A 25,497-nucleotide genomic window follows, 5' to 3' on the forward strand; every position below is an offset into this window, starting at 1 on the left:
CGGCACGATGTTCTCGCTGCAATACTATATCGTCGACACCATCGTGCTGATGATACTGGGCTTCGTCGGCTATCAATACACACGAACCAACCAGATGGTTACACAATACAACTGGCTCTATGAAAGAGCTTCCTTATTGAGCTGGAAACACGTCAAATCCTAGGGCCGCTCCCTCGCGCGCAATGCGAGGTCCTGTTTAAAGGCGCATCCCCGGAAGGCGATGCGCCTTTTGCGTTTTCGGCCGTCATTCCTGCTCGATCGGTAATATCAGGGTGAAGGAATTTCAATTGATTGGAATGGAGGGCCGCGCTCCTATTGGCCATGCGATCGTGATGAAGCGTTTGGAAAAGACGTGACCCGGGCCCAAGGCCCGGCAGAGCGAAGAACAAGCAAACCGGCAGCGCGGCATCGCAGTTCTGACGAAATGGGAGAACCTCATGTCCAAATTCCTGTCAAAGGGTCTTGCCTCGCCGCTGGCCATGCTTGCCGGCCTCGCACTCGCAGGTCTTGCTTTTGCCTTGCCCGCGTCGGCTGATGGGGCAGGTGTCAAGATCGGTGTCGCCGCCCCTTTCACCGGCTCGAGCGCCCCTTGGGGCGAACAGTTCAGGCGCGGCACCGAAATGGCCGTCAAGGATTTCAACGCCGCCGGTGGAGCCGCGGGGCAGCAATTGTCGTACGAGATCGGTGACGATGTTGCCGATCCGAAGGCAGGCGTCTCGGTCGCCAACAAGTTCGTCGCCGACGGCGTCAAATGGGTGATCGGACACGTCAACTCAGGCGTTTCCATTCCGGCATCCGACGTCTATGCGGAGAACGGCATAATCCAGATCACGCCGGCATCGACCAATCCGACCTTCACCGATCGCGGCCTGTGGAACACCTTCCGCACAACGGGTCGTGACGATCAACAAGGCGCGGTGGCGGCTGCCTACCTCGTAAAGCATTTCCAGGGCAAGCGCATCGCCATCGTCCACGACAAGACGCCTTTCGGTGAAGGACTGGCACAGATCGTCAAGAAAGGTATCAACGACAAGGGCATTAGCGAGGTTGTGTTCGAAGGCATCAACATCGGCGAGAAGGACTACTCCAGCCTGGTGACCAAGCTGAAGGAAGCCAACGTGGACGTGCTCTATTACGGCGGCGTCTACACGGAGGCCGGCCTGATCATCCGGCAGATGCGTGATCAGGGCGTCCAAGCGCCACTGATGGGTGGCGACGGCTTGGTGACCACGGATTTCGGCGCCATCGCCGGTCCCGGCGGTGCCGGAACATTGATGACGTACACGCCTGATCCCCGCGAGAATCCGGAGGCTAAGCAGATAGTCGAGCGGATGCGGGCGGCGGGATTCGAACCGGAGGCATTCACCGTGAAATGCTACGCTTCGGTCCAGATACTGGTGCAGTCAGCCAACGCCATCCAATCGACGGATCCGGAAAAGATCGCGGAATACATGCACTCCGGGCATGTATTCGATACCGTCATCGGCAAGATCTCATACGACAAGCGCGGCGACATGGTTGAAGCGAACTACGTCATGTATGTCTGGAAGCCGACGGCTTCCGGCGGTCTCGACTATGCCGGCAATGAACTGACCGACTGACCTCGGCCTGCCGGACCGGACGCTTCTTCCTGGTCCGGCACGAGTGCTACATCGCCTAGTGCATAAAGCCACATCCTCCTCCCAGCAATGGGAGGGGATTTGCTTTGATCGCCCTTCGTTGCCTATCTCCAGGCCCTGTTATAAATATATGACATACCAACGGGGCGCCGAGGATCCTTCACTGGAGCACTTGCTGAAACGACTGGCCTTTCGCCATTTGCGGCTGGTCATCAAGATTGCCGAGGAGCGTAATCTTGTCGGCGCGGCCAAGCGCCTGAACATGACGCAGCCGGCGGTGACCAAGGCGCTACGTGAAATCGAGTCCATGCTGGGCGTGGACCTCTTCGAGCGCACCAACCGGGGTGTGATCCCGACCATCTACGGCGAAGCACTCGTGGCTCATGCTCGCCTGGTCTTGACCGATCTCAGCCGTGCCGCGGAAGAGATCAGTGATCTGCGCGACGGCACTGGCGGCCGGATCGCGGTCGGAACCCTGCTTGCGGCATCGGCCAGTCTGCTGCCCGACGCTATCGTCAAGTTGAAGAAGGAACGGCCGAAACTTGCCATTTCTATCAAGGAAGGCACCAACGACCTGCTGCTACCGGGATTGCGCCAGGGCGAACTGGATTTGGTGCTGGGACGATTGCCGCAGATATGGGACTGCGAAGGTCTCGAGCAGGAAACGCTGTTTCAGGATGCGGGATGCATCGTCGTCCGCGCGGGGCATCCGCTTATCGGCCGCAATGATCTCGGCCTGCACGACCTTCTGACCCTGGACTGGATATTGCCGCGCCAGCAGACGACACTGCGGCGGCAGATCGACCTGGCTTTCTTCGACGAGGGCCTGGCGCCGCCTTCGAATGCGGTGGAATCGGTATCGCTCTTAACCAATAGGGCACTGATCTTCGACGCCGGCTATGTGTCGGTCTGGCCGTGGCAGGTCGCCCAGCGCGAATTGCAGACCGGCCGCATCGCAATCCTGCCCGTGCGGCTCAGACCGACGGAAGGTCCGGTCGGCATCACCACACGGCTCGGCGCGCGTCTGTCGCCCGCGGCCAAGATGCTGGTGACCATGTTGCGCAAGGTGGCTGAGGAGATCCCGGCATTTCCAATGCCGCAAGACCGTCCGGTTATACCGGCATAGCTTAAATTCAATAGCCCTTCGCCGACAGCCGTGCGATGTCCCTTGCGTTGGCGAGGCTGGCGCCATGGCGCAGTTCGAAGGCGCTCCCCTTGGTACAGACACTTGTCCATCGCTTGACCATCCGCCATCTGCGCCTGATCGTGGCTATCGCCGAGCAGAACAGTCTCGTGGCCGCGGCCCAGCACCTTCACATGACCCAGTCCGCCGTGACGAAGGCGCTACAGGAGGCGGAAGCCCTGCTCGGCATCACCTTGTTCGAACGAACCATCAAGGGTGCCATTCCAACCATTTTCGCGCACGGGCTGATTTTGCACGCCCGCCAGGTGTTCGCCCAATTGCAGCAGGCATCCACCGAGCTAGTCGAGCTTCTCGACGGAGCGAATGGCAGGGTGGCGATCGGAACGCAGTGGTCGGCCGCCGCCGAACTCGTTCCGAAGGCAATCCATCAGCTGCGCGGCACACGGCCTAAGCTTACCGTCTCGATTGTCGAGGGCACCAATGACGCACTGATTCCAGAGTTGCATCTGGGTCAACTGGACATGATTGTGGGACGCCTGCCAAGCACGCTCGAACGAGACGATGTTGCCCATGAGACATTGTTCGAGGACATGGCCTGTGTGGTCGTGAGGCATGGCCATCCTCTGGCGGATTGGCCTGATATCGGTCTTGCCGACGTGGAGAAATCCGACTGGATACTCCCCAGGCGCGAGACGGTGCTGCGACGGCAGATCGACAAGGCATTTCGTGACGCCGGACTGGAAACGCCTGGTAACGCGATCGAGTCGGTATCGCTGCTCACAAACAGCGAATTGCTGACGTCCTCGGACTATCTCGCGGTCTGGCCATGGCAAGTTGCGAAACGTGATGTCCTGTCTGGCCGCCTGATGGTGCTGCCGATCGTTATAGGCGAAACGATCAATTCGGTGGGCGTGACTGCCCGCACCGATGCGCCCATGGCGCCGGCCGCGAAGGCATTTCTCGAGACGCTTCGCAGCGTTGCAGCAACCATGGATGTCTGTCCGCTGCTTCCGGGCATTCGCGAAGGCAATATCACCGAGAACTAAACTCAATTGCCGGCATCCGGCCATGCATCTACCGATGGGGGCTGGACGAGCGGCTGGTCATTCAGCCACCTTGTCGGGGAGGGCTTTCCATTGGTTGAAACCGAGGCCGGCTACCAAATTCTTGGTACAAATCATACCAGCTTTACTGTTTCCAACCTCGATCGGTCGGTTGCCTTCTTTCGGGATTGCCTCGGCTTCACGCTGACTTCGCGCGCCGGACGCGACCGGCGGATCATCGAGATCGTCGTTGGCGTGATCGGGGCCGACATCGAGGTCGCCTACCTGACTGGAGCCGGTCATGTCGTCGAGTTGATCCAGTATTTATCCCCGGACGATCGAATGCGTATTCAGTGCCGCCCTTGCGACACCGGTTTCGCGCATCTTGCCTTCGACGTAGTGAACATCGAAGCCTTGATCGTCGCGGCGGGGGAGTATGACTTCCAGCCAGTGGCAAGCCCGGTGAAGATCGGGTCCGGCGGTCCGAATGGCGGCCGACGGGTTTGCTATATGCGCGATCATGACGGTGTGACGATCGAACTCATCGAAAGCCCGCGAAATGCCTGGCAGCTGGCGCCGAACGAATCGGTGTCCTGAAGCAGGAGGACCAGATGACGGACGCTTCCAGAGATATCGCGGTCGTCACCGGCGGCGCAAGCGGCATCGGTGCCGCATCTTGCCGTGAGTTGGCCAGACGTGGCGCGCGAGTCGTTGTTCTCGATCGCGACGGCCAAGCAGCGGACGTGCTGGCCAAGGCGATCGACGGGCACGGTTGGTCTTGCGATATCGAGGCAGACAACGCGGTCGAGGCTGCCGCGGCTCAGATCGAGGAAAGATTCGGTGCGGTTGATATTCTCGTCAACTGTGCGGGCATCTTTCAGCAGCCATTGCCGCCAGAGACGCTTGATATCGCGCTGTGGGACAGGGTCATCGCTATCAATCAGCGCGGCACTTACGTCGCCTGTGTGGCTTTCGGCCGTCGCATGGCTGCCCGTGGCGGTGGCAGCATCGTTAACATAGCATCGATCGCTGCCGAAGCATCTATGCCGTTGCACGCCTATTCGCCATCGAAGGCTGCGGTCGTGTCCATGACGCAATGCCTGGCCGCGGAATGGGGTCGCTCTGGAGTGAGGGTCAATGCGGTATCGCCCGGGTATACGCTGACGCCCGCACTTCAGCAGGCAATCGACAAAGGCGAGCGCGTCTCGGACGCACTTGAAAATTCCGCGCTCGGCCGCATGGCGAGGCCAGAAGAGATAGCCAGCGTTGTCGCCTTCCTTGCGGGGCCGGCGGCAAGCGCGGTCACCGGGGTCAACCTGCCGGTCGATTGCGGTTGGCTGATCGCACAGACCTGGACCCCTTACGGTGGGGTAAGACCGGAGCGAGGCCCGGGTGGTCCATCGGAAACGATATTCCGCCAGGAGATATCAGACTGAGCAATATTCCATTGCCAGACACGTCGGTTCTGAGGACCTTGCGCCATCGGGTCGTAGCCGCAGGGCCATCTGAGCTCGACGAGCGGGTGACCATCCGGTATCCGCGGGACATAATCAACGACGACCACATGTCGGGGGCTTCGGCAGCCTTCGACATAGGCACCGACGCTCTGTCGCCACATCTCTACTGGGAGAACTTGATATGACCGACCTGGCTGGACGAGTAGCACTCGTTACCGGAGGATCATCGGGTATCGGATTGGCCACGGTGCGCAAGCTGAGGTCGCTGGGAGCGCATGTTGTGTCGGGTGATCTGACACCGTTCCCGGAGGCCCTGGACGCCGTCACCGGCGTTGTCGCGGATCTCTCCACCGCTGACGGATGTGCGGCACTCGTCGACCGGGTTCGGGACGAGCACGGTCGGCTCGATGCGATCGTGAACAATGTTGGCATCGCGCCGACGCGCAACGGATTCGAGACGATCACCGATGACGACTGGCTGCTGGTGTGGAACGTCAACGTAATGAGTGCGGTCCGAATTACGCGAGCGGGCATTGCGATGCTTCGGAAATCCGGCAATGGCTCGATCGTTATGACCTGTTCGTCCACGGCGCGTGTGGTTGATCCCTACTTCGTCGACTACGCGGCGACCAAGGCTGGTCTGCTAGCGATCACGCGCGGTCTGGCCGAAGAACTCGGCGCTCACGGGATACGGGTCAACGCGGTCTCCCCTGGGTCGATCAGGACACCGCTGTGGGACAAGCCCGGAGGTTTTTCCGAGCAACTGGCGAGCCGCCTTGGTGCCGATATCGAAACCGCGATCGAGCGCTATGTGCGCGACGAGCGGCGCATCACTCTGGGAAGGCCCGGTCGTGCCGAGGACGTGGCCAACACGATCGCATTCCTGGTCTCCGACGAGTCCTCCTACATCACGGGAGCCGATCTGCCCGTGAACGGCGGAAGCGTCAAACACATCTGACTCCAGCAACCCGAAGCCCGACGAAGGAATCGCCATGACGCACGCGGGATCCCGCACATTCGTGAATATCGACCCCGCGCACTGGGACAGCATGTACGCACTCAGCGCAACACCCGCGGTCGTGACCACCGTTGACCTTGATGGAAACGTCAACGCCTCGGCGATGGGCGCGGTGGTGCGCATTGCGCATGACCCGGTTGCTGTCACGTTCACCGTCGGTCTTGGCAGGGATACCGCCTACAACGTGTCCGCCACCGGAGAATTCGTCGTCAACATTCCGGCGTTCTCGCCACAAGATCTGCGCTCGATGTGCCTCACCGGCGCGGACCTCCCCCCGGGGAAGAACGAGCTGGACTATGCGGGTCTCACCGCAATGGACAGTAGGGTCGTCAAGCCACCGCGCATCGCCGAATACGACCGCCACTTCGAATGCCGCGTTCTGTGGAACATGCAGTGGCGTGATCGACTCACCATTGTCGGTGAGGTGGTAGCCGCATCCTGCTCATCGGACGTGTTGGACGAGCACGGGAAACTCATCTGGGAGGTGGCCCGCCCAGCGACCTATTGCGGCGGCCCCTACGGTCTGACGTTCGCGCCGTCCTTCGAGCGCACGACGGTGAAACTGGGATCCGAGGTCGACGATCTGATGTCCAGCCTTCGCCCCACCCCGCCGGGATACGCGGGCGTCACGGGAAACCATGCCTCGCGCGAGAAACGCTAGGGTCGGCCTCGAACCGTGGCCCCAGCAGCGAAGCGTTGCCGAGGCGATGCCTTTAAAGGAGCAATTGCGGTCGCGGCTCGTCATCTCGAATCTGGTTAGGCGGTTCAGATTTTGACGGAATCTTCGGGATTCCCGTGAGAGCGGTTTTGTAACCGCCGACAGCAACCTGCCATTGTCGCCGAGCGAAATCGCACCGATGTCGATCTGGAAATTCTCGGCCAGGGCTAAGAGTACCGCAGCTGAAACTGGCCGCTGATTGTTTTCGATCTGGTTGAGGTAACTGGTCGAGATGCCAATGCGCTCCGATACCGCGGCGACAGCCAGATAGTCATTGCCGTCCACCCGCAAACCCGCAGCCAATCGCCTCTTCCCCCGTGCACTGAAGGTAAAAGGAGGTTTTGCCCTGGCGTTGTGCCGTGAGCAGGCGCTTGTCGACGGCGCGAATGCGCATCATGTCGCGCAGACCTTGCCTGAGGCGATCTGGACCGATTGCCTTCGTCAAGTCCGCCCATGGCCCAACGGCTCGGCCATGCTCATCGAGCACGCGGATCATCCCCTCAGCAAAGGGCCTGTATTCCTCGGGTGCCGCGTCGGGCGAGGGGATACCCAGGCTTCCAGCGGGCGGTATGTTCAGCTTGGAGAAGTCCGGGAGCTCGTTTGGCCTCGCCGGAGGATGGGGAAAAGTCAGTTTTGGCGACACCTTCATTTCGTGGCCATCCTCGTTGCTGCATCCAATCGGATCACCTCGCCATTGATCATGGTGTTGTCGATCACATGGCGTACAAGGGAAGCGTATTCATCGGGACGACCAAGGCGGCGCGGAAATTCTGCGGACTTCGCCAACGCTTCCTGCACGTCTTCAGAAAACCCCGACACCATTTGTGTTTGGAAAATTCCTGGCGCGATCGCGACCACCCGAATGCCAGCTTTCGCGAGGTCGCGCGCCATAGGCAGCGTCATGCCGGCGACCGCTGCCTTCGAGGCTGCATACGCAACCTGTCCAATCTGCCCCTCGAACGCAGCGATTGAAGCGGTGTTTATGATGACGCCACGTTCGCCATCCGCATTAACCGGTGCTTGACGGCTCATCCCGGCCGCCGATTGGGATGCGACGTTGAACGTACCTATGAGGTTGACTGATATGACCTTCTGAAAGAGGGCCGGGTCGTGCGGAGCGTCGCGTGACACAGTACGGGCCGCCGGTGCAATGCCGGCGCAGTTAACGCAGATCCGCTCCATACCGTTGATATTTCGCAGTTGGGTAAGCGCTTCGCTCACGGAGCTGGGGTCCGCCACGTCACAACGCGCAAAGGCGACGCCGGTCTCTCCTGCGAAAGCTGCGCCGGATTCCGCGTTCAAATCAAGAATCCCGGTTGGAACACCTGCAGCAATGAGCATTTTCGCGACTGCGGCTCCAAGTCCGGATGATCCTCCCGTGACCAGTGCCGGTGTGTCCTTGCCCCAGATCATGATTGGATCCTTTTGATGATTTCCCTGGAGATATTGATCTTCTGGACGTCCGAGGTGCCCTCGTAGATCTGGCTGATCCGGACATCTCTGTAGATTCGCTCCAAGGGGTAGTCCGCCAGATATCCGTAGCCACCCAACGTCTGGATCGCGTCTGAGACGACCGCCTCAGCCATCTGACTCGCAAACAGCTTCGCTATGGAAGCCTCTCGCAGGCACGGCATGTTGTTGTCCTTCAGCCGCGCTGCGTTGAGCACAACCTGCGTACCCGCTTCGATACGAGTGTCCATGTCGGCAAGCCTGAACGCGACGGCTTGGTGTTCGATAATCGGCTTCCCGAAGGTCTTGCGTTCCATCGCGTACCGCGCGGCGCACTCGAAGGCAGCGCGCGCCATTCCAACTGATTGTGCGGCAATGCCGATGCGACCAGCCTCGAGGGAGGAGAGGGCAATGGATAGGCCTTGTCCTTCCGCGCCCAACATGGAATCGAAAGGCGCGAGGACGTCGTCAAACCACAGCGCACAAGTATCCGAGGCCTTTTGACCCAGCTTGTGTTCTGGTGGTCCGATCCGAAGCCCTGCGGAATCAAGAGGCACGTAGAATGCAGAAATGCCCTTCTTGCCAGCGAGAGGATCCGTCACTGCAAAAACGATTGCTGCCTCGCCGATGCTGGCGGAGGTAATGAACTGTTTGGATCCGCGGATCAGGAAGCCTTCGCCGGATTTTTTTGCGATGGTCTTGATTGCCGAAGCGTCACTGCCAGCACCGGCCTCCGTGAGCGCAAAGCAACCGATGAACTTTCCTTGTGCGGCTGGCCGTAGCCAACGCTCCTTCTGCTCGAGCGAGCCGAACCGCTGAAGAATGGCGCAGAATGGCGCATTGTGAACGGACATCATGGTTGAGACCGCGCCATCGCCGGCGGCCACTTCCATTATGGCGAGCGCGTATGAAACGTAGTCGGTCCCGGCGCCGCCAAATTCGGCCGGCACGGTCATGCCGAGAAATCCCAGCTCCGCCATCTTGGCGATCACTTCAAGCTCGATTTCGCCGGCCTTTTCCCGATCTGCCGCACCGGGAGCGAGACAGTCCTGCGAAAAGCTGCGGGCCACATCTCGTATAAGCGCTTGTTCCTCGGTAAAAATCTCCGACATAGTCAGGACCGTTCAATGGCTACGGCCAGGGCCTCGCCACCCCCGATGCAAATGGCGGCGATGCCCCGTTTCAGAGCGCGCTCTTCCAGGGCATGAAGAAGGGTCACGAGAATTCGCGCACCCGACGCTCCGATCGGGTGGCCGAGCGCGCAAGCTCCGCCGTTCACATTCACGCGGTCCGGCGGAATTTCGAGATCCCGTATGAATGCGAGCGCAACGACTGCGAATGCTTCATTGACTTCCCACAGGTCCACATCCGAAGCGCGCCAGCCGGTCGAGATCATAAGCTTTCTGGCGGCGAACGCTGGCGCTGTCGTAAACAACTCTGGCTCTTGGGCGTGCGAGGCCGAGCCGACGATGAACGCCCTTGGCTCCAGGCCATGAGCGGCAGCGGTGTCAGCCGACGTCAGTACGAGCGCCGCGGCGCCGTCGGAGATCGACGATGAGGAAGCCGCAGTCACTGTCCCGTCGACTGCGAAAGCTGGCTTCAGCGTTCTGATCTTCTCAGGCCTCGCAAGACGTGGCTGTTCGTCGGCGCTGATTATTGTCTCAACGGTCCTGTTCTTGACCGGGATCGCGACGATCTCTTTTGCAAGCGCGCCTCGCGCTGCGGCGTCCAGCGAACGAGACAGAGAGGTGATCGCATAATCATCCTGCTGCTGGCGGCTGAAGGCATATCGTGTCGCGCAGTCCTCCGCGAACTTCCCCATCAGGGTCCCGGCGTTGTAAGCGTCTTCAAGTCCATCGAAGAGCATGTGGTCGACGCATTTTCCGTGACCGAGCCGCTGGCCTTGCCTGGAAGCGGGCAGCAGATGCGGCGCTCTGGACATCGATTCCATTCCGCCTGCGACAACCGCTCGGGCCATGCCAGACGAGATGAGCGCGGTTGCCTCAATCACCGCTTTCATGCCGGACCCGCAGACCTTGCTGATCGCAGTCGCCGGAGTTGAGAGCGGCAGTCCGCCCGCCAGGCTGGCTTGGCGGGCGGGTGCCTGCCCAACTCCAGCAGGCAGGACGATCCCCATCAGGGTCTCGTCAATTTCCGAGGGAGCAATGGTCGAGTCCCTGAGCGCCGCGGAGATGGCAAAGCCGCCGAGTTCCGGTGCCGCCACGGCAGAAAGCTCTCCCATGAATGCGCCGATTGGGGTCCTTCTAGCTCCAACAACAGCCACCCTCGTCATAAGATGTTCCTCCGGCACTATGGTGAGCATAGCGGTCGACATCCGAGCCAACCGGCTTCTTGGTGGGCTCAGGCGACGGCGAAATCATGCAGTGAAGTGGCGGCCGAAGCCGCCCGCTCATCGATTGACGAGTTGCAGATGTTCGTCTGAATAGCGCTCACCAGACACCGTCTCCGGCGAGAGCAGGCTGCCGATATCATCCGCATCCGCAGCATCCAGGACTATGTCAGCGGCCACGACGTTCTGTTCGAGATTGGGGATCTTTCTTGCACCGGGAACAGGGACGATGAAATCGCCCTGATGGAGAACCCATGCCAATGCCAGTTGTGCAGCGGTGTACCCTTTCGCCGACGCCAGGTTCTCGAGCGAGGTAACCACGGCCACATTTCGGTCGAAGTTCGCGGGGTCGAAGCGCGGCAGCGTTCTACGGAAATCATCCTTGTCGAGCGCGTCAAGAGTGCGCAGGGCCCCCGTCAGCATCCCGCGCCCCAATGGACTGAAGGGGACGAACGAAACGCCAAGTTCTCGGCAGAGAGGAAGAATTTCTACTTCAGGTTCCCGGGTCCACAGGGAATATTCACTTTCGACAGCCGCAATCGGATGGACCCGGTGCGCACGCCGCAATGTAGCTGCGCTGACCTCGCTGAGCCCGATTGCACGGACCTTGCCTTGTTGCACGAGTTCCGCCATCGCACCCACGGTGTCTTCGATAGGCACTTCGGGGTCGACGCGGTGGAGGTAGTAAATGTCGATCACATCCACGCCGAGCCGCTTAAGCGACCCCTCGACCGATGCGCGGACGTTTTCCGGCGTCCCATCCAGGTTCCCGGTTTCCTCGGGCCCGTTTCCACGGTCGACGATCTCGAAGCCGAACTTTGAAGCGATCACAACTTTCTGGCGATGCGGCTTCAGGGCCTTTCCCAGGAGTGTCTCATTGGTATGCGGTCCGTAAGCTTCAGCTGTATCAAACAAGGTTACGCCAAGCTCAATTGCCCTGTGCAACGTCTTGATGGCCTCGCCCTCATCCTGGCCGCCATAGACACTGCTCATGCCCATGCAGCCGAGTCCGACGGCTCCTACCTCAATCTGCTTGCCGATCTTCCGCGTTTTCATAGATGGAGCTCGCTCTGGATGGTTCTTAATTGCCTCAGTTCAGGGAACGCGAAGCAGCTTGCCCTCGGTAACGAGTACGGAATGGCCACCGACGGCCACCGAGCTCACTACGCCGTCGCGCAACTGCGCATTGGTTTGGATCAGGCTAGGGCGCCCCATCTTCACGCCTTGGCGGATTTCAAGACTGCAACTGCCTTCATGCTGCGCGTCAAGGCGGGTTCCTGCCAGCAGCGCCGCCGCTGCACCGGTTGCCGGATCTTCGGGGACACCCACGCCATGAACGAAACTGCGTACGTAAATGCCTTCCCGCCCGGCTTCCCTCGACGTACTGGCGAAAGCATAGACGCCGATACCTGGCAGCTTGAGCCTGAAAAACTCCTCAGGTGAAAGCGATGAACTGTCGACTGCTGCAGCGTCCGCCAGTTCCACGCAGAGATAGCCGACTCCATTGTAGTCAGCATGCCAGGGCGTGCCGATAACAGCGCCCGCTGGCACACCCAGCGATTTTGCAATGACATCAGCAGACGCCGGGGACTCCGTTCGGTTCGGGCCTTGGTGCAACGTGAACGTTGCCTTCCCTGGTGTCAGACTGACATTTACCGCTCCGGCAGGGACATCGAGAATGATTTCGCTTCGGCCTTCGGCCAACCCGGTCTCCGCCAGAACCACCGAGGTACCAACCGTGGGGTGACCAGCAAAAGGCAGTTCGCTCGTGGGCGTGAAGATCCGCACATTGAACCGCCCTGGGGCGCTGCCCTTCGTAACAAACGTTGTTTCGGAGAGGTTCATTTCCCGGGCGATCGCTTGCATCTGTCGGCTGTCGAGCCCGCTGCCGTCGACAAATACCGCGAGCGGATTGCCGCCGTACGCGACGTCCGAGAACACGTCAGTAACGAAATAATTGTAGCTCATGCAGCACCTCTCCGCTTTCTCGTTTTTGCTAGAGGCGTGCACGGGTGATGAAAAGGGGGGTACTCTTTTCAGAGAGCCGGGACTATCATCAGAAGGCCATAGGTGCCTTCGTCAGCTCCGGAAATCGTTGCCGAAGGTCAGGCGAACTCTTTTCCTCCAGCAGGAAAGTGGACATCAGGGTTGGTGGCAAGCTGGAGGCAAGTCAGGGAGCCGCGGCGCAAAAAACCTCGACTTGGCTGATGAACCAAGTTGAATGCTTGCCTCCAGGACAGGCAAGTCTTGTGGTTAGGGTGGTTTGACATGTTAACCGACACCGCCGTTCAAAAATGGATCAGCTACGCCGACTACTTCAAAGCATCGGCCTATTCGTCCTTTCCGCAAGAGCATCGCTACTCGCCCGGACGGCTTGAGTGCAGGATGATCGTGGCGGACATGAGCATGCATGGAAATACTGATCCATATGTGCCTGATTTGGTTGTTTCCATGCCGCTGATTGTCACCAAAGAGGGGGCTTGGTCCTGGAACCTTGGTGATGGCTGGCATCGCGATACGCTAGCCCCAGGACGGATTGTTGCGATGCCGCCTTACACGACCAGCCGCTGGATGGTTGAGGGCGATAGACGCAACCTGGTGCTGCTGATACCGACGTCGACAATCAATCGCATACTGGGTGCGTCCGCGCCGCCGGATCTCTGCGAGGCCTTTGCCCCGCTTTCGCTGGAGGCTTGGGACGATCCCCTTCTGCACGCAATGATGGTCAGGCTCTGGGAAGCGTCGGAGCGTTCTCAGTTGACCGATTACCTTCTTGCGGATGGACTGCTGATTGCCATCCTTTCGCAATTGCTGCAGCGAGCGGGAACGCTTGCGAAACGCCCTGATCAGATTGCCTTGTCACCCCACCGCATGCGACGGTTGATGGAATTCGTCGGCGAAAATCTTCACAAGAAGATCGGACTCCTGGAGATGGCCGAGGTCGCCAAGCTAAGCGTCCGTCATTTTGCTCGCGCCTTCCGCCAAGAAACGGGTGATACGCCGCATCGCTGGTTGATGGCGCGGCGCGTTGATCGCGCAAAGGCGATGCTTATCGACACCGACGAAGATTGCCAGGCAATAGCCGACATGTGCGGCTTCGCAAGCCAGAGCCATCTTACCATCGTGCTGAAGAGTGCGACCGGGAAGACGCCCAAGAAGTGGCGAGAGTTTCACAAAAGCCCATAACCAGAACGGCACCAGTGACGACCGCGCAACTGCTGGTCGACATACGGTGATCCGCGTTTGCGCACGCTATCAACGGCTCCCTTCCGCGCCCTCGCAGATGCGCAAACCATAGCTTTTCCAATACGCACTCCCGCCATTCCATGGCTTTCTGATGATATTTAAGGCCGGCGCGCGGGAGCGCCTCCCGCAATTGTCGACTACGTTTTTCGAAGAGAGCGGCCTCGGATTCCGCTGATCCGCTAACCACACAAGCAATCCAGATGCGGACAGCGCATTCCGTGCTTCCGGTCAGCAGTCCGGCATACCGAAGCCTCGATATCACACTCTCTCCAGGATGGAGGAACTGGGCCGACGCCGCCACGAAAAAATGAGCCGGGGAAATCCAAAACCTGACCAAGCGCATCTGAACATCAACCTAGAAAAGGGGAACAACCAATGGATATGTCGGTAAGAAAGTATATGGAGATCGCTACCTTGGTATTGGGAGCGACATTCGCAACATCAGCTCATGCAGATCAGAAGATAGGCCTTCTTGGCGATATCACGGGAGGTGTTGCCGCGCTGGCCCCCGAAATGATGAAGGCCTACGACTTGGCCCTGAAACAGGTCAATGACCAAGGCGGTGTCCTTGCCGGTGAAAAGCTGGTTGGCTCAATCCAGGACAGTGGCTGCAATCCTCAGATTGCTGCCGATGCGGCGGGCAAAGCCGTCAACGTCGCGGGTGTCATTGGCGTAGTCGGCCCGTGGTGCTCCGGTGGTGTTATCGCGGCAGCAAACTCCGTGACCATTCCGGCAGGCATAACCTTGATCACGCCTTCCGGCACGTCGCCGGCGATCACAACCCTGAAAGACAACGACACCGTCTTCCGGGCTATAGCCTCCGACGAATACCAGGGTCAGGTGCTCGCGCGTGCCATATTGGAGCGCGGCTTCAAAACTATCGCCGTTTCATTCATCAACAATGATTACGGCCAAGGCTTCGCGGCTGCGTTCAAGAAAGAATATGAGGCCAAAGGCGGCAAGATCGCAGCGTTCGCTGGGCATGAGGAAAACAAACCATCGTACAGGTCAGATCTTGCCGAGCTTGCAAAGAGCGGAGCCGATACGCTTTTGCTGATCGACTATGGTGCGACCTCCGGCCTGACCATAATGCGTGAATCACTCGAGAACGGGTTCTTCAAGCATTACTTCGGAGGGGAAGGGTTAAAAGACGCTGGCTTCGTTGATGGTATCGGGGCCGCAAATCTCGGCGATCTTCTGATCTCGTCGCCGGTTGCGAACAAGTCGCATTCCCTTGATCTGTTCAACGCCGCCTTTAAGGCGGCCGGTGGAAACCCCGATGGAACCTTCGTGACCAATGCATATGATGCTGTTTTCCTGATGGCGCTGGCGGTCGAAAAGGCTGGTGGAAAAAAAGAACTGATCTCAAAATCTCTCCGGGCCATTTCCAGTGGGAAAGGCGAGCCAATCGAAGCAGGCGAATGGAAGAAGGCCAAGGAGTTGATCGATGCAGGAAAGGACATCGACTACAAGGGAGCTACAGGCGACCTGGTTTTTGACGCGAATGGTGACGTGGCCGGAGCTTACGCGCTTTACAAGGTAAACGGAAAAGATTTTGATCTGGTCCAGCAGATGAAGTGACAGAGTTCCGAATGATCGATAATTAACGTTGTCGATCACTGCGATGGGATTTACATCGACTGGATTGTGAAGCGGCGCTGAAAACGCGCCGCTTTTTCCGTGTCTGGTGAAGGCTGGCAATAAGTCTAGGGCACCAGAGCACTTCATGTTTTTGACGGAATGGCCCGCGCTTGCGGGATAATTGGCAATGGGATGTGTAACCGTTGCCTATTTGGAACCTCAGCAACGAGGAGCACTTTTGAAGCTCAGCCCTTGGCGCGTAAGGACCTGCCGGGATTTAGACGTGTCTCCAAAACTCGGCCTATCGACAGGCTGCATTGGGGACCAGCCTTGCAACCACTAAGACCGAAGCGTCAAGTCTAGGTACAAGATGGCCGCCAACACTTCAGTCAACCAATGAGCCGCATTTGCATCCCACTGAACTCGGTACGCGTCATACGTTGCCGATGCGGCAACCAACTGTGCCGAGCACTCCGAAATCGGCGGTAACGACGTCGCCAGGCTCAACTTCCATCGGAACGACACAAGTGCCAGTCGTAACAACTTGCCCTGCCGCTAGAGTGACGTTTAAAGAAGAAAGCTCGTTGACTAGCCAGGTGAGGGCGAGGCGTGGATCACCCAGCACGTTGGCACCTACACCTTCGCGCTCAAGACGGCTTCCGATCCTCCCGACCATGCGATGCTTGGCAAGGTGAAGCTCTCGCCAAACTGCTGGTGCCTTGGGACCAAGGAGGAAGCGGTTTGCACAGGCATTGTCGGCAATGATCTGCGGGCCTCCGGCTGTCACGAAATCTGCGAACCGTGAGTCGGGGATTTCGATCGCCAGGTGCAAATCCGCAATCGCATCGAACACCTCGTGCGTTTGATAGGGCGCGGGTTTGGGCGGAAGGTCGCGCCCCATTCGGTAGGCGAACTCGAGTTCCACCACACGCATGCGGTTTCCGCCAAACGGTATGACATCGCCGTCCTCGTGTACCTTCTCTGCAAGTAGCCGACCGGCAAGTGGCCCATCCACCGCGATGTGTTTTTGACCTGCCGCGCTCGTGGCAGCGATCTTCCATCCAAACAGGGGCGACTTGCTGATCGATTCAATTTGCGCCTGGATCAGATAGCCTTCCATTCTGGTTTTGGGGCGCAGGGCTCCGGGCAGTTTCTCAAGAACTGTGCCTTCCTCCCAATGACGTACGAGCAGTGCCGAGGCGGCCTTCACGGTCGCAATGTCCATCCTTGTCCTCCCAGGCTAAAAGCCGGCCAACGTAATTTTTCCGACGACATGACCCGATTCCAGCGCGGCGTGCGCATGGCGCAGGTTCTTCGCATTGATCTTGCCGTAGTCGGTATTGCGGGTGGCGCGGAGCTGGCCTGAATCAATAAGCCCGGAAACAGCGTCGAGAATCTCGTGCTGCCGTTGCATGTCGTGCGTGCCGCACATCGGACGCGTGACCATGGCCTCCCAATGAATCGAGACGCTTTTGAATTTCATCAGTCTAAGATCGAGTGGCTCGGGGTCGTCGATGAGCCCAATTCGCCCTTGTGGTGCGATAATCTTCGCCATTTCAGTCCAACTGGCGGTGTCAGTGTGCGTGGAAAAAATTCGGGTGACAGGCGAAAGCTGGTTGATCGCCTGCACTTGTGTGGCCAACGGCCGGGAATGATTGACGACATGGTTGGCGCCGAGTGACCGAACCCAGGTTTCGCTTTCAGGACGGGATGCAGTCGCTACGATCTCAACCTGGCTCAGTTGACGTGCAAGCTGAATCGTCATGGATGGAACGCCACCCGCGCCGCCAATCATAAGCAGTGCCTCCCCTTTCCCTTCTCCGTATGGGAGCTGGAGCCTGTCGAAAAGCATCTCCCATGATGTCAGACTGGTCAGTGGGAGTGAGGCAGCCGCAGAGTGATCGATCGTGGATGGCTTGCGACCGACAATCCTTTCGTCGACCAACTGGAGTTCTGCGTTCGAGCCCTGCCGATCGAGTACACCAGCATAAAATACCAAGTCGCCTGGCTGAAAATACTGCACCTGGTCGCCGACCGCTTCGACGACCCCCGAGGCGTCGTAGCCGAGCACAACGGGTTTACCTTCTGTCGGCTCGATGCCCATTCTGCTTTTGACGTCTCGCGGATTGACTGCAACCGCACAGACTCGGACAAGCAGATCGCGCCCAGCAGGAGACTCCGGGTCGGGAAGTGTCAGATCCACTAGCGAGCGTGGATCGGTGATCGCGAGCCCTCTTGTCCAAAAGCCGACGGCTTTCATCCCCTTACCTCTCAGTCGGTTTCAAATCGGAACACTTCCGCCAGCGGGCGGCGTATACTTGCTTACGGCCTGATCGAAAGGATCGCCTCGATTTCCACCATCATTCCAAATGGCAGCGAGCCCATGCCCACGGCTGAGCGTGCGTGATATCCAGCGTCCCCGAGTATTTCGACCAACAGGTCCGAACATCCGTCAACGACCCAGGCATGATCGGTGAAATCCGGCTCCGCGTTCACCATGCCGAAGACCTTGGCCACGGCTTCGATGCGGGACAGATCACCAACCACGGATTTCGCCACGGAAAGCAGGTGCAGACCGATATTCCGCGCTGCGGCATATCCTTCCTCGACAGAGGCTGTCTGCCCGAGCCGTCCAGTGATGAACGACCCGTCAGGATTCTTCGGGCCGTGCCCAGAGAGGTAAAGTGTTGTCCCTATGAGGCGTGCCGGCCTATACTGCGCGATAGGATCTGGCGGTGGCGGAAGGGTCAGGTTTAACGAAGACAGTTTCTGCTCAGGACTCATTTGTCTCAGCCTTCTCCATATGTGATCGGCGCCAAAATACCGAACGTCTCCATGGCACTTCTGCCGTTGGCCAGATCGGAGATCCATCTGGCTTCCGTTGCCAGCTTCTCCTGGGCCGGTGCGAGAAATTCACGGGCTGCATCGGGAGAAAACGCCATTACCCCGTCGTCGTCGCCGATAACCAAATCGCCAGGGGCAACAACCCGGCCCCCGATCGATACCGGCAGGTTGACAGCGCCCCTCTCAGCCGACAGCGCTGCCCGCGGACTGACATGGCGTGTGTAGACTGCGAAATCTTCAAATCGAGCCAAAGTGCCGACGTCGCGGACTGCCCCGTCGCAGACGATGCCGACGCCGCCACGGTCTCTGAAATGACCACCCAGAATGTCGCCAATCATTGCGAAATCCGCGTTCCCTCCTGCGGAAATCATGAGGACGTCTCCAGGCTCCGCAATGTCGAGTGCATGAAGCACGGCGCCGAAATCCGGAGGCTCGCAAAGAACGGTCAATGCGCGGCCGAAAAGCCTCGGTTGTTGCCCCGCAGGCCGAAGCGGTCGAATCCCGCCATTGATAGGACCTGTACCGCGTACGTAGTCGGCTGCGACCGCGACCGGTATGGAACGCCAGGCGGCAATTTCGGGGCTCCACGGTTCTCTAGGGCCTGACGCCAAGATCTTCACAACCATGTTCTATCCTTTCGGAGGTCGAGGCTGTTATCAGCCGAATGAAGCAGCTTCGCTGCAAGGTTCGCTACGCTTTGTCAGACTTGTCTGGCTTTCGACTGTCTTTCTGCGTAGGGCGAAACTCGGGGAATATCCCGTTGGGCCGAAAACGAAGGACCAACTGAAGCATCAGGCCGATGAGGAAGATTCGCCCATATTTCGCTTGCAGCGCATATTCCATGGGCAACTGATCCGTTACGAACTCAGATGCTGTCCAGATAATCCAGACGATCGTTACGCCGGCCAGAACCCCTCGATTGTTGCCGGAACCACCCAGGATGACCATGATCCAGATCAGGAAAGATGCGATCATCGGGTCGATGGCCTCTGGGGTTATTGATCGTCCCAGATGTGCGTAGAGCGCTCCTCCGAGCCCCATGAGTGCTGCGCCGAAGACAAAGGCTTGCAGCCGCCTGAACGGGACATCCTTGCCCATGGCCATGGCCGCAACTTCGTTATCGCGAATAGCCCTCATCATCCGGCCCCAGGGGGATGCTGATTGTCGCTCTACGAGCAAATAGACGACAAGCAGAATGGCTGCGACGAGCGCCAGGTAGGCAAGCTGGGAATAGACATAGGGCAGGTCGCCGAACGGCCTCGGCAGATTCTGGATGCCTCGCGACGAGCCCGTGATCCATTCCTCAGAGCGGGCGAAGATTCGTATGGCCTCCGCGACGCCGATGGTCACTATCGCCAGATAGTCGCCCCTAAACCGCAGGCATATCTTGCCGATCGGTAGCGCAACCAATGCGGAAAGCAACATGGCTCCTGCAACACCTGCAATGAACGGCAGGCCGAAACCGCCCAACCTACCCGGTACATCAGGCGACGTAAGGATCGCCGACGTGTAAGCACCGACCGCGAAGAATCCGGCAACGCCCGCGTTGAACAGGCCCGCATAGCCCCATTGGACGTTCAGGCCGATTGCAAGGAATGAATAGACGCAAATAAATATGGCCACGTAGATCGGATAATTGAGTGCCTCGAGAAATCCCATGTTGCACGATCCTAAATGATCTTGCCGTTGAACAGCCCTCGAGGCCGCACAAGAAGGACGAGAAGCAAAATAGCGAAGGCGCTCACCGCCTTGTATTCGGTTGGAATGAACAGCACCGAGAGTTCTTCGACGAGCCCAATCATCAAGCCGCCAACAAGCGCCCCCTCAATGCGGCCAATACCTCCCAGGATGGCGCCTGCAAATGCAGGGAGAATAATATTCCAGCCCATCATGGACTTTATCTCGGTATTGATGCCAAGAAAGAAGCCGGAAATGGCACACAGCCCGCCTACGATCAGCCATGTCAGAGTAATTACCCTTGCGTTGTCGATACCACAGAGCAACGCCAGATCACGATTGTCAGACATGGCGCGCATGGCCTTGCCCCATCGCGTTCTGTTCAGAAATGCCGCCAGACCCAAAACGACAACAGCGAGAGCTAGCAGGGTGATTAGTTCGTTAGTCTTGATCTTCAGACCGAACCAATCGTTCGGCCTGGTGATACCCTTTGCATAACTGGTCGTGCCGACGCCCCAAACAACTTGCACGATCGACCGCAACATCAGCGCCGTGCCAAGGGTCGACATCGTCGTGAGGATCTTCGGTTTCTTTCGCAAGTGCTCGTAAAACAGCTTGTCGGTCCCAACCGCCAGCGCGGCGGTTAAAGGTATGGCGAGCAAAAGCGCAAAATATACGGGCAAGCCAAGCATCGTTGACGCCGCGAGTGCGATATATGCCCCCATTGTCGCCATATCCCCGTGCGCCAGATGTGCATGGCGCATAATTGAGAAAACCAGCGTGATGCCGATGGCCGCAAAGGCATAGATTGAGCCGGTTACTATGCCCGGAACGACGTAGAAATTGATGAAATCCAGCATATGTATGAGCCTTAACCGCCGAGAAACATTTCGGCCATGGCTCGATCGGCCAGGAGCTCGCTGCCTTTTCCTTCAAATCTATTTCGGCCCGCCGCCAGCACGTAGCCCCGATCCGCAAAAGCGAGAGCCTGCTTCGCATGCTGTTCGACGAGTAGAATTGAGACTCCGGTGTCGCGTACGTCCCTGCTTATCTGGAAAATCTGTTCCATGTATTTTGGTGAGAGGCCGGCGGTTGGCTCGTCCAATAGCAAGACGCGCGGCTGAAGCATCAGGGCCCGTCCCATCGCAACCATTTGACGCTGCCCGCCCGACAAGCTGCCAGCAATGGCTTTTCTCTTGTTCTTCAGATCCGGGAAAAGCTGATAGACGCGCTCGTACGCACTTGAGAAGTTACCCTTCCTCAGGAAAGCTCCCATCTCCAGGTTCTCGTGAACGGTCATCTCGGAGAAGATATTGCTCACCTGCGGAACGTAGCTAATTCCGGCCTGCACCACGCGATCGGGCGACCAGCCAGTAATATCCTGCCCATCAAAGACGATCGAGCCGTCTCGAACCTTCAGAAGGCCGAAGATCGCCTTCATTGCCGTTGATTTCCCGGCGCCGTTTGGCCCGACAATTACAACGATCTCGCGGTCGCCTAGGTCGATGGACACATCGAACAACACATCCGCGTCGCCATAGCCACCTCGAAGGTTGGCCATCTGGAGCGGGGCGTTCAATGCTTTGTTCCTGCTTTTTCGCCCAGATATGCTTCAAGCACCCTTGGATCCGACCGAACAGACTTAAAATCACCCTCAATGAGAACTCTGCCATCTGCCATGCAGATAACGGGGTCGCACAGCTTTTCGATCATCTCCATGTCGTGCTCGATGAGGATAAATGTATAGCCCCGCTCCTTGTGCAGGTAGGCGATCTTGTCTTCGATCTTGCGAAGGAGTGTGCGGTTCACGCCCGCCGCCGGCTCATCCAGCAAAACCAGCTTCGAATCAGTCATCATCGTCCGACCCAGCTCCAGCAGCTTCTTCTGACCGCCGGAGACGAGCCCTGCGAGCTGATCCGCAATATGCGTCAGCTCGATGAATTCAAGCACTTCCCAGGCCTTGCGTCGGGTTTCTTCTTCCACACGATGGACGCGACCGGGGGCGAACCAGTTCTGCAGAAGCCCTTCACCCGGTTGGTCTGGAGCAACCATCATCAGGTTCTCGATGACTGTTAGATGCTGAAACTCATGGGGAATTTGGAATGTCCTCACCAGACCTTTTGCAAAGCGCTTATCCGGGGTGAGGAACGTTATGTCTTGGCCGCAGAAGGTTATCGTCCCACCGGTCGGCTGATATGCTCCAGCGATCAGATTGAACAAAGTCGTCTTGCCCGCGCCGTTGGGGCCGATCAAGCCGGTGATCGAGTCCGACGGTATCGACAAGGTGCAATTGTCTATCGCGCAAAACGAACCAAAGAACTGCTTGAGCGCTTCGCAGTGCAGCATCGGCGCGCGCGTCATGGCATCGCGCTCGGCAGGCGAAGGTGCGAGCATCCCTTGCTTGCTCGTATCACCAGATAGCCACGCATATGGTCGAAATGTCTCAAGTCTGTTCCCCTGCCGCTTTGACTGCCCGGAACCGGCGAGCGCGGACATCTTATTGATTGCGATCATATCAGCGCAGGCGAAATTGGCTCTCTTGAAGAGGTCGTTTTTTTCATGACTCGGCCATCGACCCTCCTCTGCCAGTAGCGGACACCCAAGAAGGGTATTGCCCGGACCGTCATTGGGATGGCCACATCTCCTGGGTCAGCGAGAGGGTATGCGCGATACTGAGCGGAGCGTGTCTCAGCTGAGTTGAACCGGAAGGAGGCGACCTATGACCTATGAAACCGTCATCGTCGAAACACGCGGTCGGGTCGGGCTGATCACGCTGAATCGGCCGAAGGCGCTCAATGCCCTCAACTCGCAGGTCATGGCGGAAGTGGTGGCGGCGGTGAGCGGATTCGGCGCCGCCAACGGCGTTGGCGCGATGGTCATTACCGGCTCTGAAAAGGCCTTTGCTGCAGGCGCCGACATCAAGGAAATGCAAGCGATATCTTTCGCTGACGCCTACACGCAGGACTTCTTCGTTGGCTGGGAAGAACTCACCAGGGCGCGCAAGCCCATCATAGCGGCGGTTGCCGGCTATGCGCTGGGCGGCGGCTGCGAACTGGCCATGATGTGCGATTTCATCATTGCCGCCGATACGGCCAGATTCGGCCAGCCCGAGATCACGCTCGGTGTGATCCCCGGAATGGGCGGCTCGCAGCGCCTGACCCGTTTCATAGGCAAGTCTAAGGCGATGGACATGTGTCTGACCGGACGTATGATGGACGCTACCGAGGCCGAGCGCTGCGGACTGGTGTCACGGGTCGTGCCTGCCGGCGAACTGGTCGAAGAGGCGATCAAAGCTGCCGCCAAGATCGCCGATTTCTCGTTGCCGTCGGTGATGATGACCAAGGAAGCCGTCAACCGATCCTATGAGACGACGCTCGCAGAAGGCCTTCGGTTCGAGCGGCGATTGTTTCATTCGCTCTTTGCCCTTGATGACCAGAAGGAGGGCATGGCGGCATTCGCCGAAAAGCGAAAGCCTAATTTCACCAACCGCTAAGTCAACGAAATGGTAGCAGCGTTGTGTCAAAGCGATCCGGTTTTGCGCAACACTTCTCCCAATCTGGAGATACCCTCGACCAGCTGCTCGTCGGATTGCAGAGAGTAGCTCATTCTTGCATGGTTGGGCTCCTGCACAACTGGATAGAATGTTGCACCAGGAACGTAAGCGACCTTTGCCAACGGTAACGCTTTTTCCCTCAGGAATTCCCCGGCATTGAAGCCCGGACTAAACGTCAACCAGGTAAACAAGCCCCCGTTCGGATCGGTAAACGCCACTTCCTGCGGAAACTCTCCGCGCATCGTATCCAGCATGAGTGCTTTCTTGTGGCGATAGGTATTCCGGATCGACAATAGCAACGCATCAAAATCGCATTTATCCAGGAATGTCGACACCGCGAACATATTGAGTGTGCTCGTCTGCGTGTCGGCTGCCAGCTTGAGCAGTCCCAAGCTTTCAACGATTTTTTTTGAGGCTACGGCCCAACCGATACGCAGAGCTGGCGCTAAAATTTTTGAGAAGCTACCGAGATAGATCACCCGGCCCTCCGTATCCATACTCTTGATCGAAGGGACCTGCTCGCCTTGGTATCTCAGGTCACGATACGGGCTGTCCTCCAAAATGATGAGGTCATATTTGGTAGCCAGTTGGAGTAACTTCTTTCTGCGCTCGAGTGAGAGCGTCACGCCCGTTGGATTGTGGAAATCTGGGGTTGTGTAGAGCAACTTCGCTCGAGGAGTTGTTTTGAGAAGCTCTTCGAGCTCGTCGACGACCATGCCATTTTCATCAATGGGGACGGTCTTGTAGCGTGGCTCGAAGGGATTGAACGCGATAAGCGCCCCAAGGAATGTTGGGTTCTCCGTTATTATGAGGTCCCCTGCGTTGATCAGCATCTTTGCGACAAGATCGAGACCTTGCTGGGCGCCCTGCAAGATCAGCACCTCGTCTGCGGTGCATGCCGTTCCTTCCCGTTTCATTTTCTCAGCCAGTTGCTCCCTCAACCGAGGTAATCCGTTGGAGAGCGTATATTGCAGCACATTTCGCCCATTTTCGGAGATAGCGCTCTGGAAAATGCCCCTCAGCTGTTCAACTGGAAAGAGATTTGGGTCGGGATATCCACCGGCAAATGAAATGATCTCGGGATTTGCGCCAAACTGCAGAAGCTCACGTATGGCAGATGGCTTCACGATTTTCATGCGGTCGGCGAAATTTACTTCCAAAATCTTTCTCCATTCTATCTTCTCGTAACGACAACATCGATGATGCTGATCGCAGATAGTGCGATCTCTTATCAGAAACGTGAGAGCCAGTTATGTAGAAAGCTGCCATCCTTTTCGTGAAACAGCCATTAATCCTCTCGTCTGCCAGTGGATTGTTGGCTTCGCGCTGCGAGGGTCGTAAGGGAGAAGTTGGCTACTTAAATACCTGGCGTTCGACCTTGTTGGCTGAGGATGTCTTTATCAGCCGCTCGCAGCGTTCCGTGCTGACAATTTCGTCACTGAAACTTCCGCGCGGCCCAACGCAGATACACATTGCTTGCGTCGTTTCGGACGCGGGTTCCGTCGCAACTGCGGCGGTGTAGAGCGTCAAGCCGCAGGGTCCGCTGACTCCGCGTGGTTGGATGATCGGCAGCCAATATTACCGGAAATGCGAGCATGAGCGATTGGGCAGGGCCATTCGCAGAGGGCTATCCAAGCACACTCAAGCGATCGTGACATCATGCAATCAGACAATCTGTCAAATTTTGATTGACGGTCAAGCACCCTTTCTGTAGCGTTTAATACAAAGGCCGCGAGGGGTAAAGGCCGGTGACAAGGTTGGATGGATGCGCCGGTGGGAGGCTCAGGGCTTCCCGGGC

The 25,497-nt window shown here is 58.2% G+C and carries 26 protein-coding genes and 1 pseudogene; 11 read left to right on the plus strand and 16 right to left on the minus strand.

Annotation, left to right across the window (positions count from 1 at the left end):
- The 8 genes from J0I79_RS35175 to J0I79_RS25215 all read left to right on the plus strand — a co-directional run.
- On the plus strand, nucleotides 1–163 hold a 163-nt coding region (locus tag J0I79_RS35175), incomplete at its 5' end, for a DUF6867 family protein (RefSeq protein WP_366015201.1).
- A 286-nt stretch (nucleotides 164–449) separates the two neighbouring features.
- The gene (locus J0I79_RS25185; protein WP_292865715.1) at nucleotides 450–1,601 is read left to right on the plus strand and encodes a branched-chain amino acid ABC transporter substrate-binding protein; all 1,152 of its coding nucleotides are present in this window, start codon (nucleotides 450–452) and stop codon (nucleotides 1,599–1,601) included.
- Nucleotides 1,602–1,659: 58 nt separating this feature from the next.
- Nucleotides 1,660–2,745 (plus strand): LysR substrate-binding domain-containing protein, encoded by a 1,086-nt coding sequence (locus tag J0I79_RS25190; protein WP_292865653.1) that lies wholly within the window; start codon nucleotides 1,660–1,662, stop codon nucleotides 2,743–2,745.
- A gap of 89 nt (nucleotides 2,746–2,834) precedes the next feature.
- Nucleotides 2,835–3,809 (plus strand): LysR substrate-binding domain-containing protein, encoded by a 975-nt coding sequence (locus J0I79_RS25195; protein ID WP_292865656.1) that lies wholly within the window; start codon nucleotides 2,835–2,837, stop codon nucleotides 3,807–3,809.
- A gap of 90 nt (nucleotides 3,810–3,899) precedes the next feature.
- Nucleotides 3,900–4,403, plus strand: coding sequence for a VOC family protein (locus J0I79_RS25200; RefSeq protein WP_292865660.1), 504 nt, complete (start codon nucleotides 3,900–3,902; stop codon nucleotides 4,401–4,403).
- A 14-nt stretch (nucleotides 4,404–4,417) separates the two neighbouring features.
- Nucleotides 4,418–5,242, plus strand: coding sequence for an SDR family oxidoreductase (locus tag J0I79_RS25205; protein ID WP_292865663.1), 825 nt, complete (start codon nucleotides 4,418–4,420; stop codon nucleotides 5,240–5,242).
- A 202-nt stretch (nucleotides 5,243–5,444) separates the two neighbouring features.
- The gene (locus J0I79_RS25210) at nucleotides 5,445–6,221 is read left to right on the plus strand and encodes an SDR family oxidoreductase (RefSeq protein WP_292865666.1); all 777 of its coding nucleotides are present in this window, start codon (nucleotides 5,445–5,447) and stop codon (nucleotides 6,219–6,221) included.
- Between the two features lie 34 nt (nucleotides 6,222–6,255).
- A complete protein-coding gene (locus J0I79_RS25215) occupies nucleotides 6,256–6,942 on the plus strand; it encodes a flavin reductase family protein (RefSeq protein ID WP_292865669.1) in 687 nt (228 codons plus the stop codon).
- A 135-nt stretch (nucleotides 6,943–7,077) separates the two neighbouring features.
- On the opposite strand, the pseudogene J0I79_RS25220 reads toward J0I79_RS25215, so the two are convergent.
- The 7 genes and pseudogenes from J0I79_RS25220 to J0I79_RS25250 all read right to left on the minus strand — a co-directional run.
- Nucleotides 7,078–7,248: pseudogene (locus J0I79_RS25220) on the minus strand (helix-turn-helix transcriptional regulator); the annotation flags it as partial.
- A 22-nt stretch (nucleotides 7,249–7,270) separates the two neighbouring features.
- Entirely contained in the window at nucleotides 7,271–7,648 is a 378-nt protein-coding gene (locus J0I79_RS25225) for a hypothetical protein (RefSeq protein ID WP_292865672.1), read from the minus strand.
- Complete coding sequence (locus J0I79_RS25230; protein ID WP_292865674.1) at nucleotides 7,645–8,412, minus strand: SDR family NAD(P)-dependent oxidoreductase; 768 nt, start codon at nucleotides 8,410–8,412, stop codon at nucleotides 7,645–7,647. Before J0I79_RS25230 ends, J0I79_RS25225 begins: the two co-directional genes overlap by 4 nt.
- Nucleotides 8,409–9,560 (minus strand): acyl-CoA dehydrogenase family protein, encoded by a 1,152-nt coding sequence (locus J0I79_RS25235; RefSeq protein WP_292865677.1) that lies wholly within the window; start codon nucleotides 9,558–9,560, stop codon nucleotides 8,409–8,411. The genes J0I79_RS25230 and J0I79_RS25235 overlap by 4 nt, the downstream gene beginning before the upstream one ends.
- A gap of 2 nt (nucleotides 9,561–9,562) precedes the next feature.
- Nucleotides 9,563–10,741, minus strand: a complete 1,179-nt coding sequence (locus J0I79_RS25240) for a thiolase family protein (protein ID WP_292865718.1) — start codon at nucleotides 10,739–10,741, stop codon at nucleotides 9,563–9,565.
- Nucleotides 10,742–10,858: 117 nt separating this feature from the next.
- On the minus strand, nucleotides 10,859–11,854 hold the full coding sequence (locus tag J0I79_RS25245; protein ID WP_292865680.1) for an aldo/keto reductase: 996 nt from the start codon (nucleotides 11,852–11,854) through the stop codon (nucleotides 10,859–10,861).
- Nucleotides 11,855–11,893: 39 nt separating this feature from the next.
- Nucleotides 11,894–12,766, minus strand: coding sequence for a PhzF family phenazine biosynthesis protein (locus J0I79_RS25250; protein ID WP_292865683.1), 873 nt, complete (start codon nucleotides 12,764–12,766; stop codon nucleotides 11,894–11,896).
- A 300-nt stretch (nucleotides 12,767–13,066) separates the two neighbouring features.
- Here J0I79_RS25250 and J0I79_RS25255 point away from each other — a divergent pair, with 300 nt between their 5' ends.
- Nucleotides 13,067–13,984 (plus strand): AraC family transcriptional regulator, encoded by a 918-nt coding sequence (locus J0I79_RS25255; RefSeq protein WP_292865687.1) that lies wholly within the window; start codon nucleotides 13,067–13,069, stop codon nucleotides 13,982–13,984.
- 435 nt (nucleotides 13,985–14,419) lie between these two features.
- Nucleotides 14,420–15,625 (plus strand): ABC transporter substrate-binding protein, encoded by a 1,206-nt coding sequence (locus J0I79_RS25260; RefSeq protein WP_292865690.1) that lies wholly within the window; start codon nucleotides 14,420–14,422, stop codon nucleotides 15,623–15,625.
- A 433-nt stretch (nucleotides 15,626–16,058) separates the two neighbouring features.
- Here the strand turns inward: J0I79_RS25260 and J0I79_RS25265 are convergent, their stop codons facing one another.
- From J0I79_RS25265 to J0I79_RS25300, 8 genes are all read right to left on the minus strand, one after another.
- The gene (locus J0I79_RS25265; RefSeq protein ID WP_292865693.1) at nucleotides 16,059–16,850 is read right to left on the minus strand and encodes a fumarylacetoacetate hydrolase family protein; all 792 of its coding nucleotides are present in this window, start codon (nucleotides 16,848–16,850) and stop codon (nucleotides 16,059–16,061) included.
- A gap of 15 nt (nucleotides 16,851–16,865) precedes the next feature.
- Nucleotides 16,866–17,885 (minus strand): zinc-binding alcohol dehydrogenase family protein, encoded by a 1,020-nt coding sequence (locus J0I79_RS25270; protein ID WP_292865697.1) that lies wholly within the window; start codon nucleotides 17,883–17,885, stop codon nucleotides 16,866–16,868.
- Nucleotides 17,886–17,947: 62 nt separating this feature from the next.
- Nucleotides 17,948–18,409, minus strand: coding sequence for a RidA family protein (locus tag J0I79_RS25275; RefSeq protein WP_292865700.1), 462 nt, complete (start codon nucleotides 18,407–18,409; stop codon nucleotides 17,948–17,950).
- Nucleotides 18,410–18,414: 5 nt separating this feature from the next.
- Nucleotides 18,415–19,095, minus strand: coding sequence for a dimethylmenaquinone methyltransferase (locus J0I79_RS25280; protein ID WP_292865703.1), 681 nt, complete (start codon nucleotides 19,093–19,095; stop codon nucleotides 18,415–18,417).
- Between the two features lie 64 nt (nucleotides 19,096–19,159).
- Nucleotides 19,160–20,128 carry a branched-chain amino acid ABC transporter permease gene (locus tag J0I79_RS25285; protein ID WP_292865706.1) on the minus strand — a complete coding sequence of 323 codons (969 nt, stop codon included), beginning with the start codon at nucleotides 20,126–20,128 and terminating at the stop codon, nucleotides 19,160–19,162.
- Nucleotides 20,129–20,139: 11 nt separating this feature from the next.
- Nucleotides 20,140–21,006: a branched-chain amino acid ABC transporter permease gene (locus tag J0I79_RS25290; RefSeq protein WP_366015198.1), complete on the minus strand. Its 867-nt coding sequence runs from the start codon at nucleotides 21,004–21,006 to the stop codon at nucleotides 20,140–20,142.
- An 11-nt stretch (nucleotides 21,007–21,017) separates the two neighbouring features.
- Entirely contained in the window at nucleotides 21,018–21,707 is a 690-nt protein-coding gene (locus J0I79_RS25295; protein ID WP_292865724.1) for an ABC transporter ATP-binding protein, read from the minus strand.
- Between the two features lie 14 nt (nucleotides 21,708–21,721).
- Entirely contained in the window at nucleotides 21,722–22,492 is a 771-nt protein-coding gene (locus tag J0I79_RS25300; RefSeq protein WP_292865727.1) for an ABC transporter ATP-binding protein, read from the minus strand.
- Nucleotides 22,493–22,865: 373 nt separating this feature from the next.
- On the opposite strand from J0I79_RS25300, the gene J0I79_RS25305 reads away from it, so the two are divergent.
- Nucleotides 22,866–23,639, plus strand: a complete 774-nt coding sequence (locus J0I79_RS25305; RefSeq protein WP_292865709.1) for an enoyl-CoA hydratase — start codon at nucleotides 22,866–22,868, stop codon at nucleotides 23,637–23,639.
- Nucleotides 23,640–23,665: 26 nt separating this feature from the next.
- On the opposite strand, the gene J0I79_RS25310 is transcribed toward J0I79_RS25305, so the two are convergent.
- Nucleotides 23,666–24,859, minus strand: coding sequence for a PLP-dependent aminotransferase family protein (locus tag J0I79_RS25310; protein WP_292865712.1), 1,194 nt, complete (start codon nucleotides 24,857–24,859; stop codon nucleotides 23,666–23,668).
- Nucleotides 24,860–25,497 lie beyond the last annotated feature (638 nt).

The organism is Mesorhizobium sp. (assembly GCF_017306585.1).
Lineage (GTDB): Bacteria > Pseudomonadota > Alphaproteobacteria > Rhizobiales > Rhizobiaceae > Mesorhizobium.

Bases quoted from the DNA above. Each gene is read 5' to 3' on its own strand.
- J0I79_RS25225 (WP_292865672.1), bottom strand. From the start codon at position 7,648: ATGAAGGTGTCGCCAAAACTGACTTTTCCCCATCCTCCGGCGAGGCCA.
- J0I79_RS25230 (WP_292865674.1), bottom strand. From the start codon at position 8,412: ATGATCTGGGGCAAGGACACACCGGCACTGGTCACGGGAGGATCATCC.
- J0I79_RS25290 (WP_366015198.1), bottom strand. From the start codon at position 21,006: ATGCTGGATTTCATCAATTTCTACGTCGTTCCGGGCATAGTAACCGGC.
- J0I79_RS25285 (WP_292865706.1), bottom strand. From the start codon at position 20,128: ATGGGATTTCTCGAGGCACTCAATTATCCGATCTACGTGGCCATATTT.
- J0I79_RS25215 (WP_292865669.1), top strand. From the start codon at position 6,256: ATGACGCACGCGGGATCCCGCACATTCGTGAATATCGACCCCGCGCAC.
- J0I79_RS25245 (WP_292865680.1), bottom strand. From the start codon at position 11,854: ATGAAAACGCGGAAGATCGGCAAGCAGATTGAGGTAGGAGCCGTCGGA.
- J0I79_RS25295 (WP_292865724.1), bottom strand. From the start codon at position 21,707: ATGGCCAACCTTCGAGGTGGCTATGGCGACGCGGATGTGTTGTTCGAT.
- J0I79_RS25280 (WP_292865703.1), bottom strand. From the start codon at position 19,095: ATGGTTGTGAAGATCTTGGCGTCAGGCCCTAGAGAACCGTGGAGCCCC.
- J0I79_RS25300 (WP_292865727.1), bottom strand. From the start codon at position 22,492: ATGCTGCACTGCGAAGCGCTCAAGCAGTTCTTTGGTTCGTTTTGCGCG.
- J0I79_RS25210 (WP_292865666.1), top strand. From the start codon at position 5,445: ATGACCGACCTGGCTGGACGAGTAGCACTCGTTACCGGAGGATCATCG.
- J0I79_RS25235 (WP_292865677.1), bottom strand. From the start codon at position 9,560: ATGTCGGAGATTTTTACCGAGGAACAAGCGCTTATACGAGATGTGGCC.
- J0I79_RS25255 (WP_292865687.1), top strand. From the start codon at position 13,067: ATGTTAACCGACACCGCCGTTCAAAAATGGATCAGCTACGCCGACTAC.
- J0I79_RS25240 (WP_292865718.1), bottom strand. From the start codon at position 10,741: ATGACGAGGGTGGCTGTTGTTGGAGCTAGAAGGACCCCAATCGGCGCA.
- J0I79_RS25275 (WP_292865700.1), bottom strand. From the start codon at position 18,409: ATGAGTCCTGAGCAGAAACTGTCTTCGTTAAACCTGACCCTTCCGCCA.
- J0I79_RS25270 (WP_292865697.1), bottom strand. From the start codon at position 17,885: ATGAAAGCCGTCGGCTTTTGGACAAGAGGGCTCGCGATCACCGATCCA.
- J0I79_RS25265 (WP_292865693.1), bottom strand. From the start codon at position 16,850: ATGGACATTGCGACCGTGAAGGCCGCCTCGGCACTGCTCGTACGTCAT.
- J0I79_RS25305 (WP_292865709.1), top strand. From the start codon at position 22,866: ATGACCTATGAAACCGTCATCGTCGAAACACGCGGTCGGGTCGGGCTG.
- J0I79_RS25260 (WP_292865690.1), top strand. From the start codon at position 14,420: ATGGATATGTCGGTAAGAAAGTATATGGAGATCGCTACCTTGGTATTG.
- J0I79_RS25205 (WP_292865663.1), top strand. From the start codon at position 4,418: ATGACGGACGCTTCCAGAGATATCGCGGTCGTCACCGGCGGCGCAAGC.
- J0I79_RS25250 (WP_292865683.1), bottom strand. From the start codon at position 12,766: ATGAGCTACAATTATTTCGTTACTGACGTGTTCTCGGACGTCGCGTAC.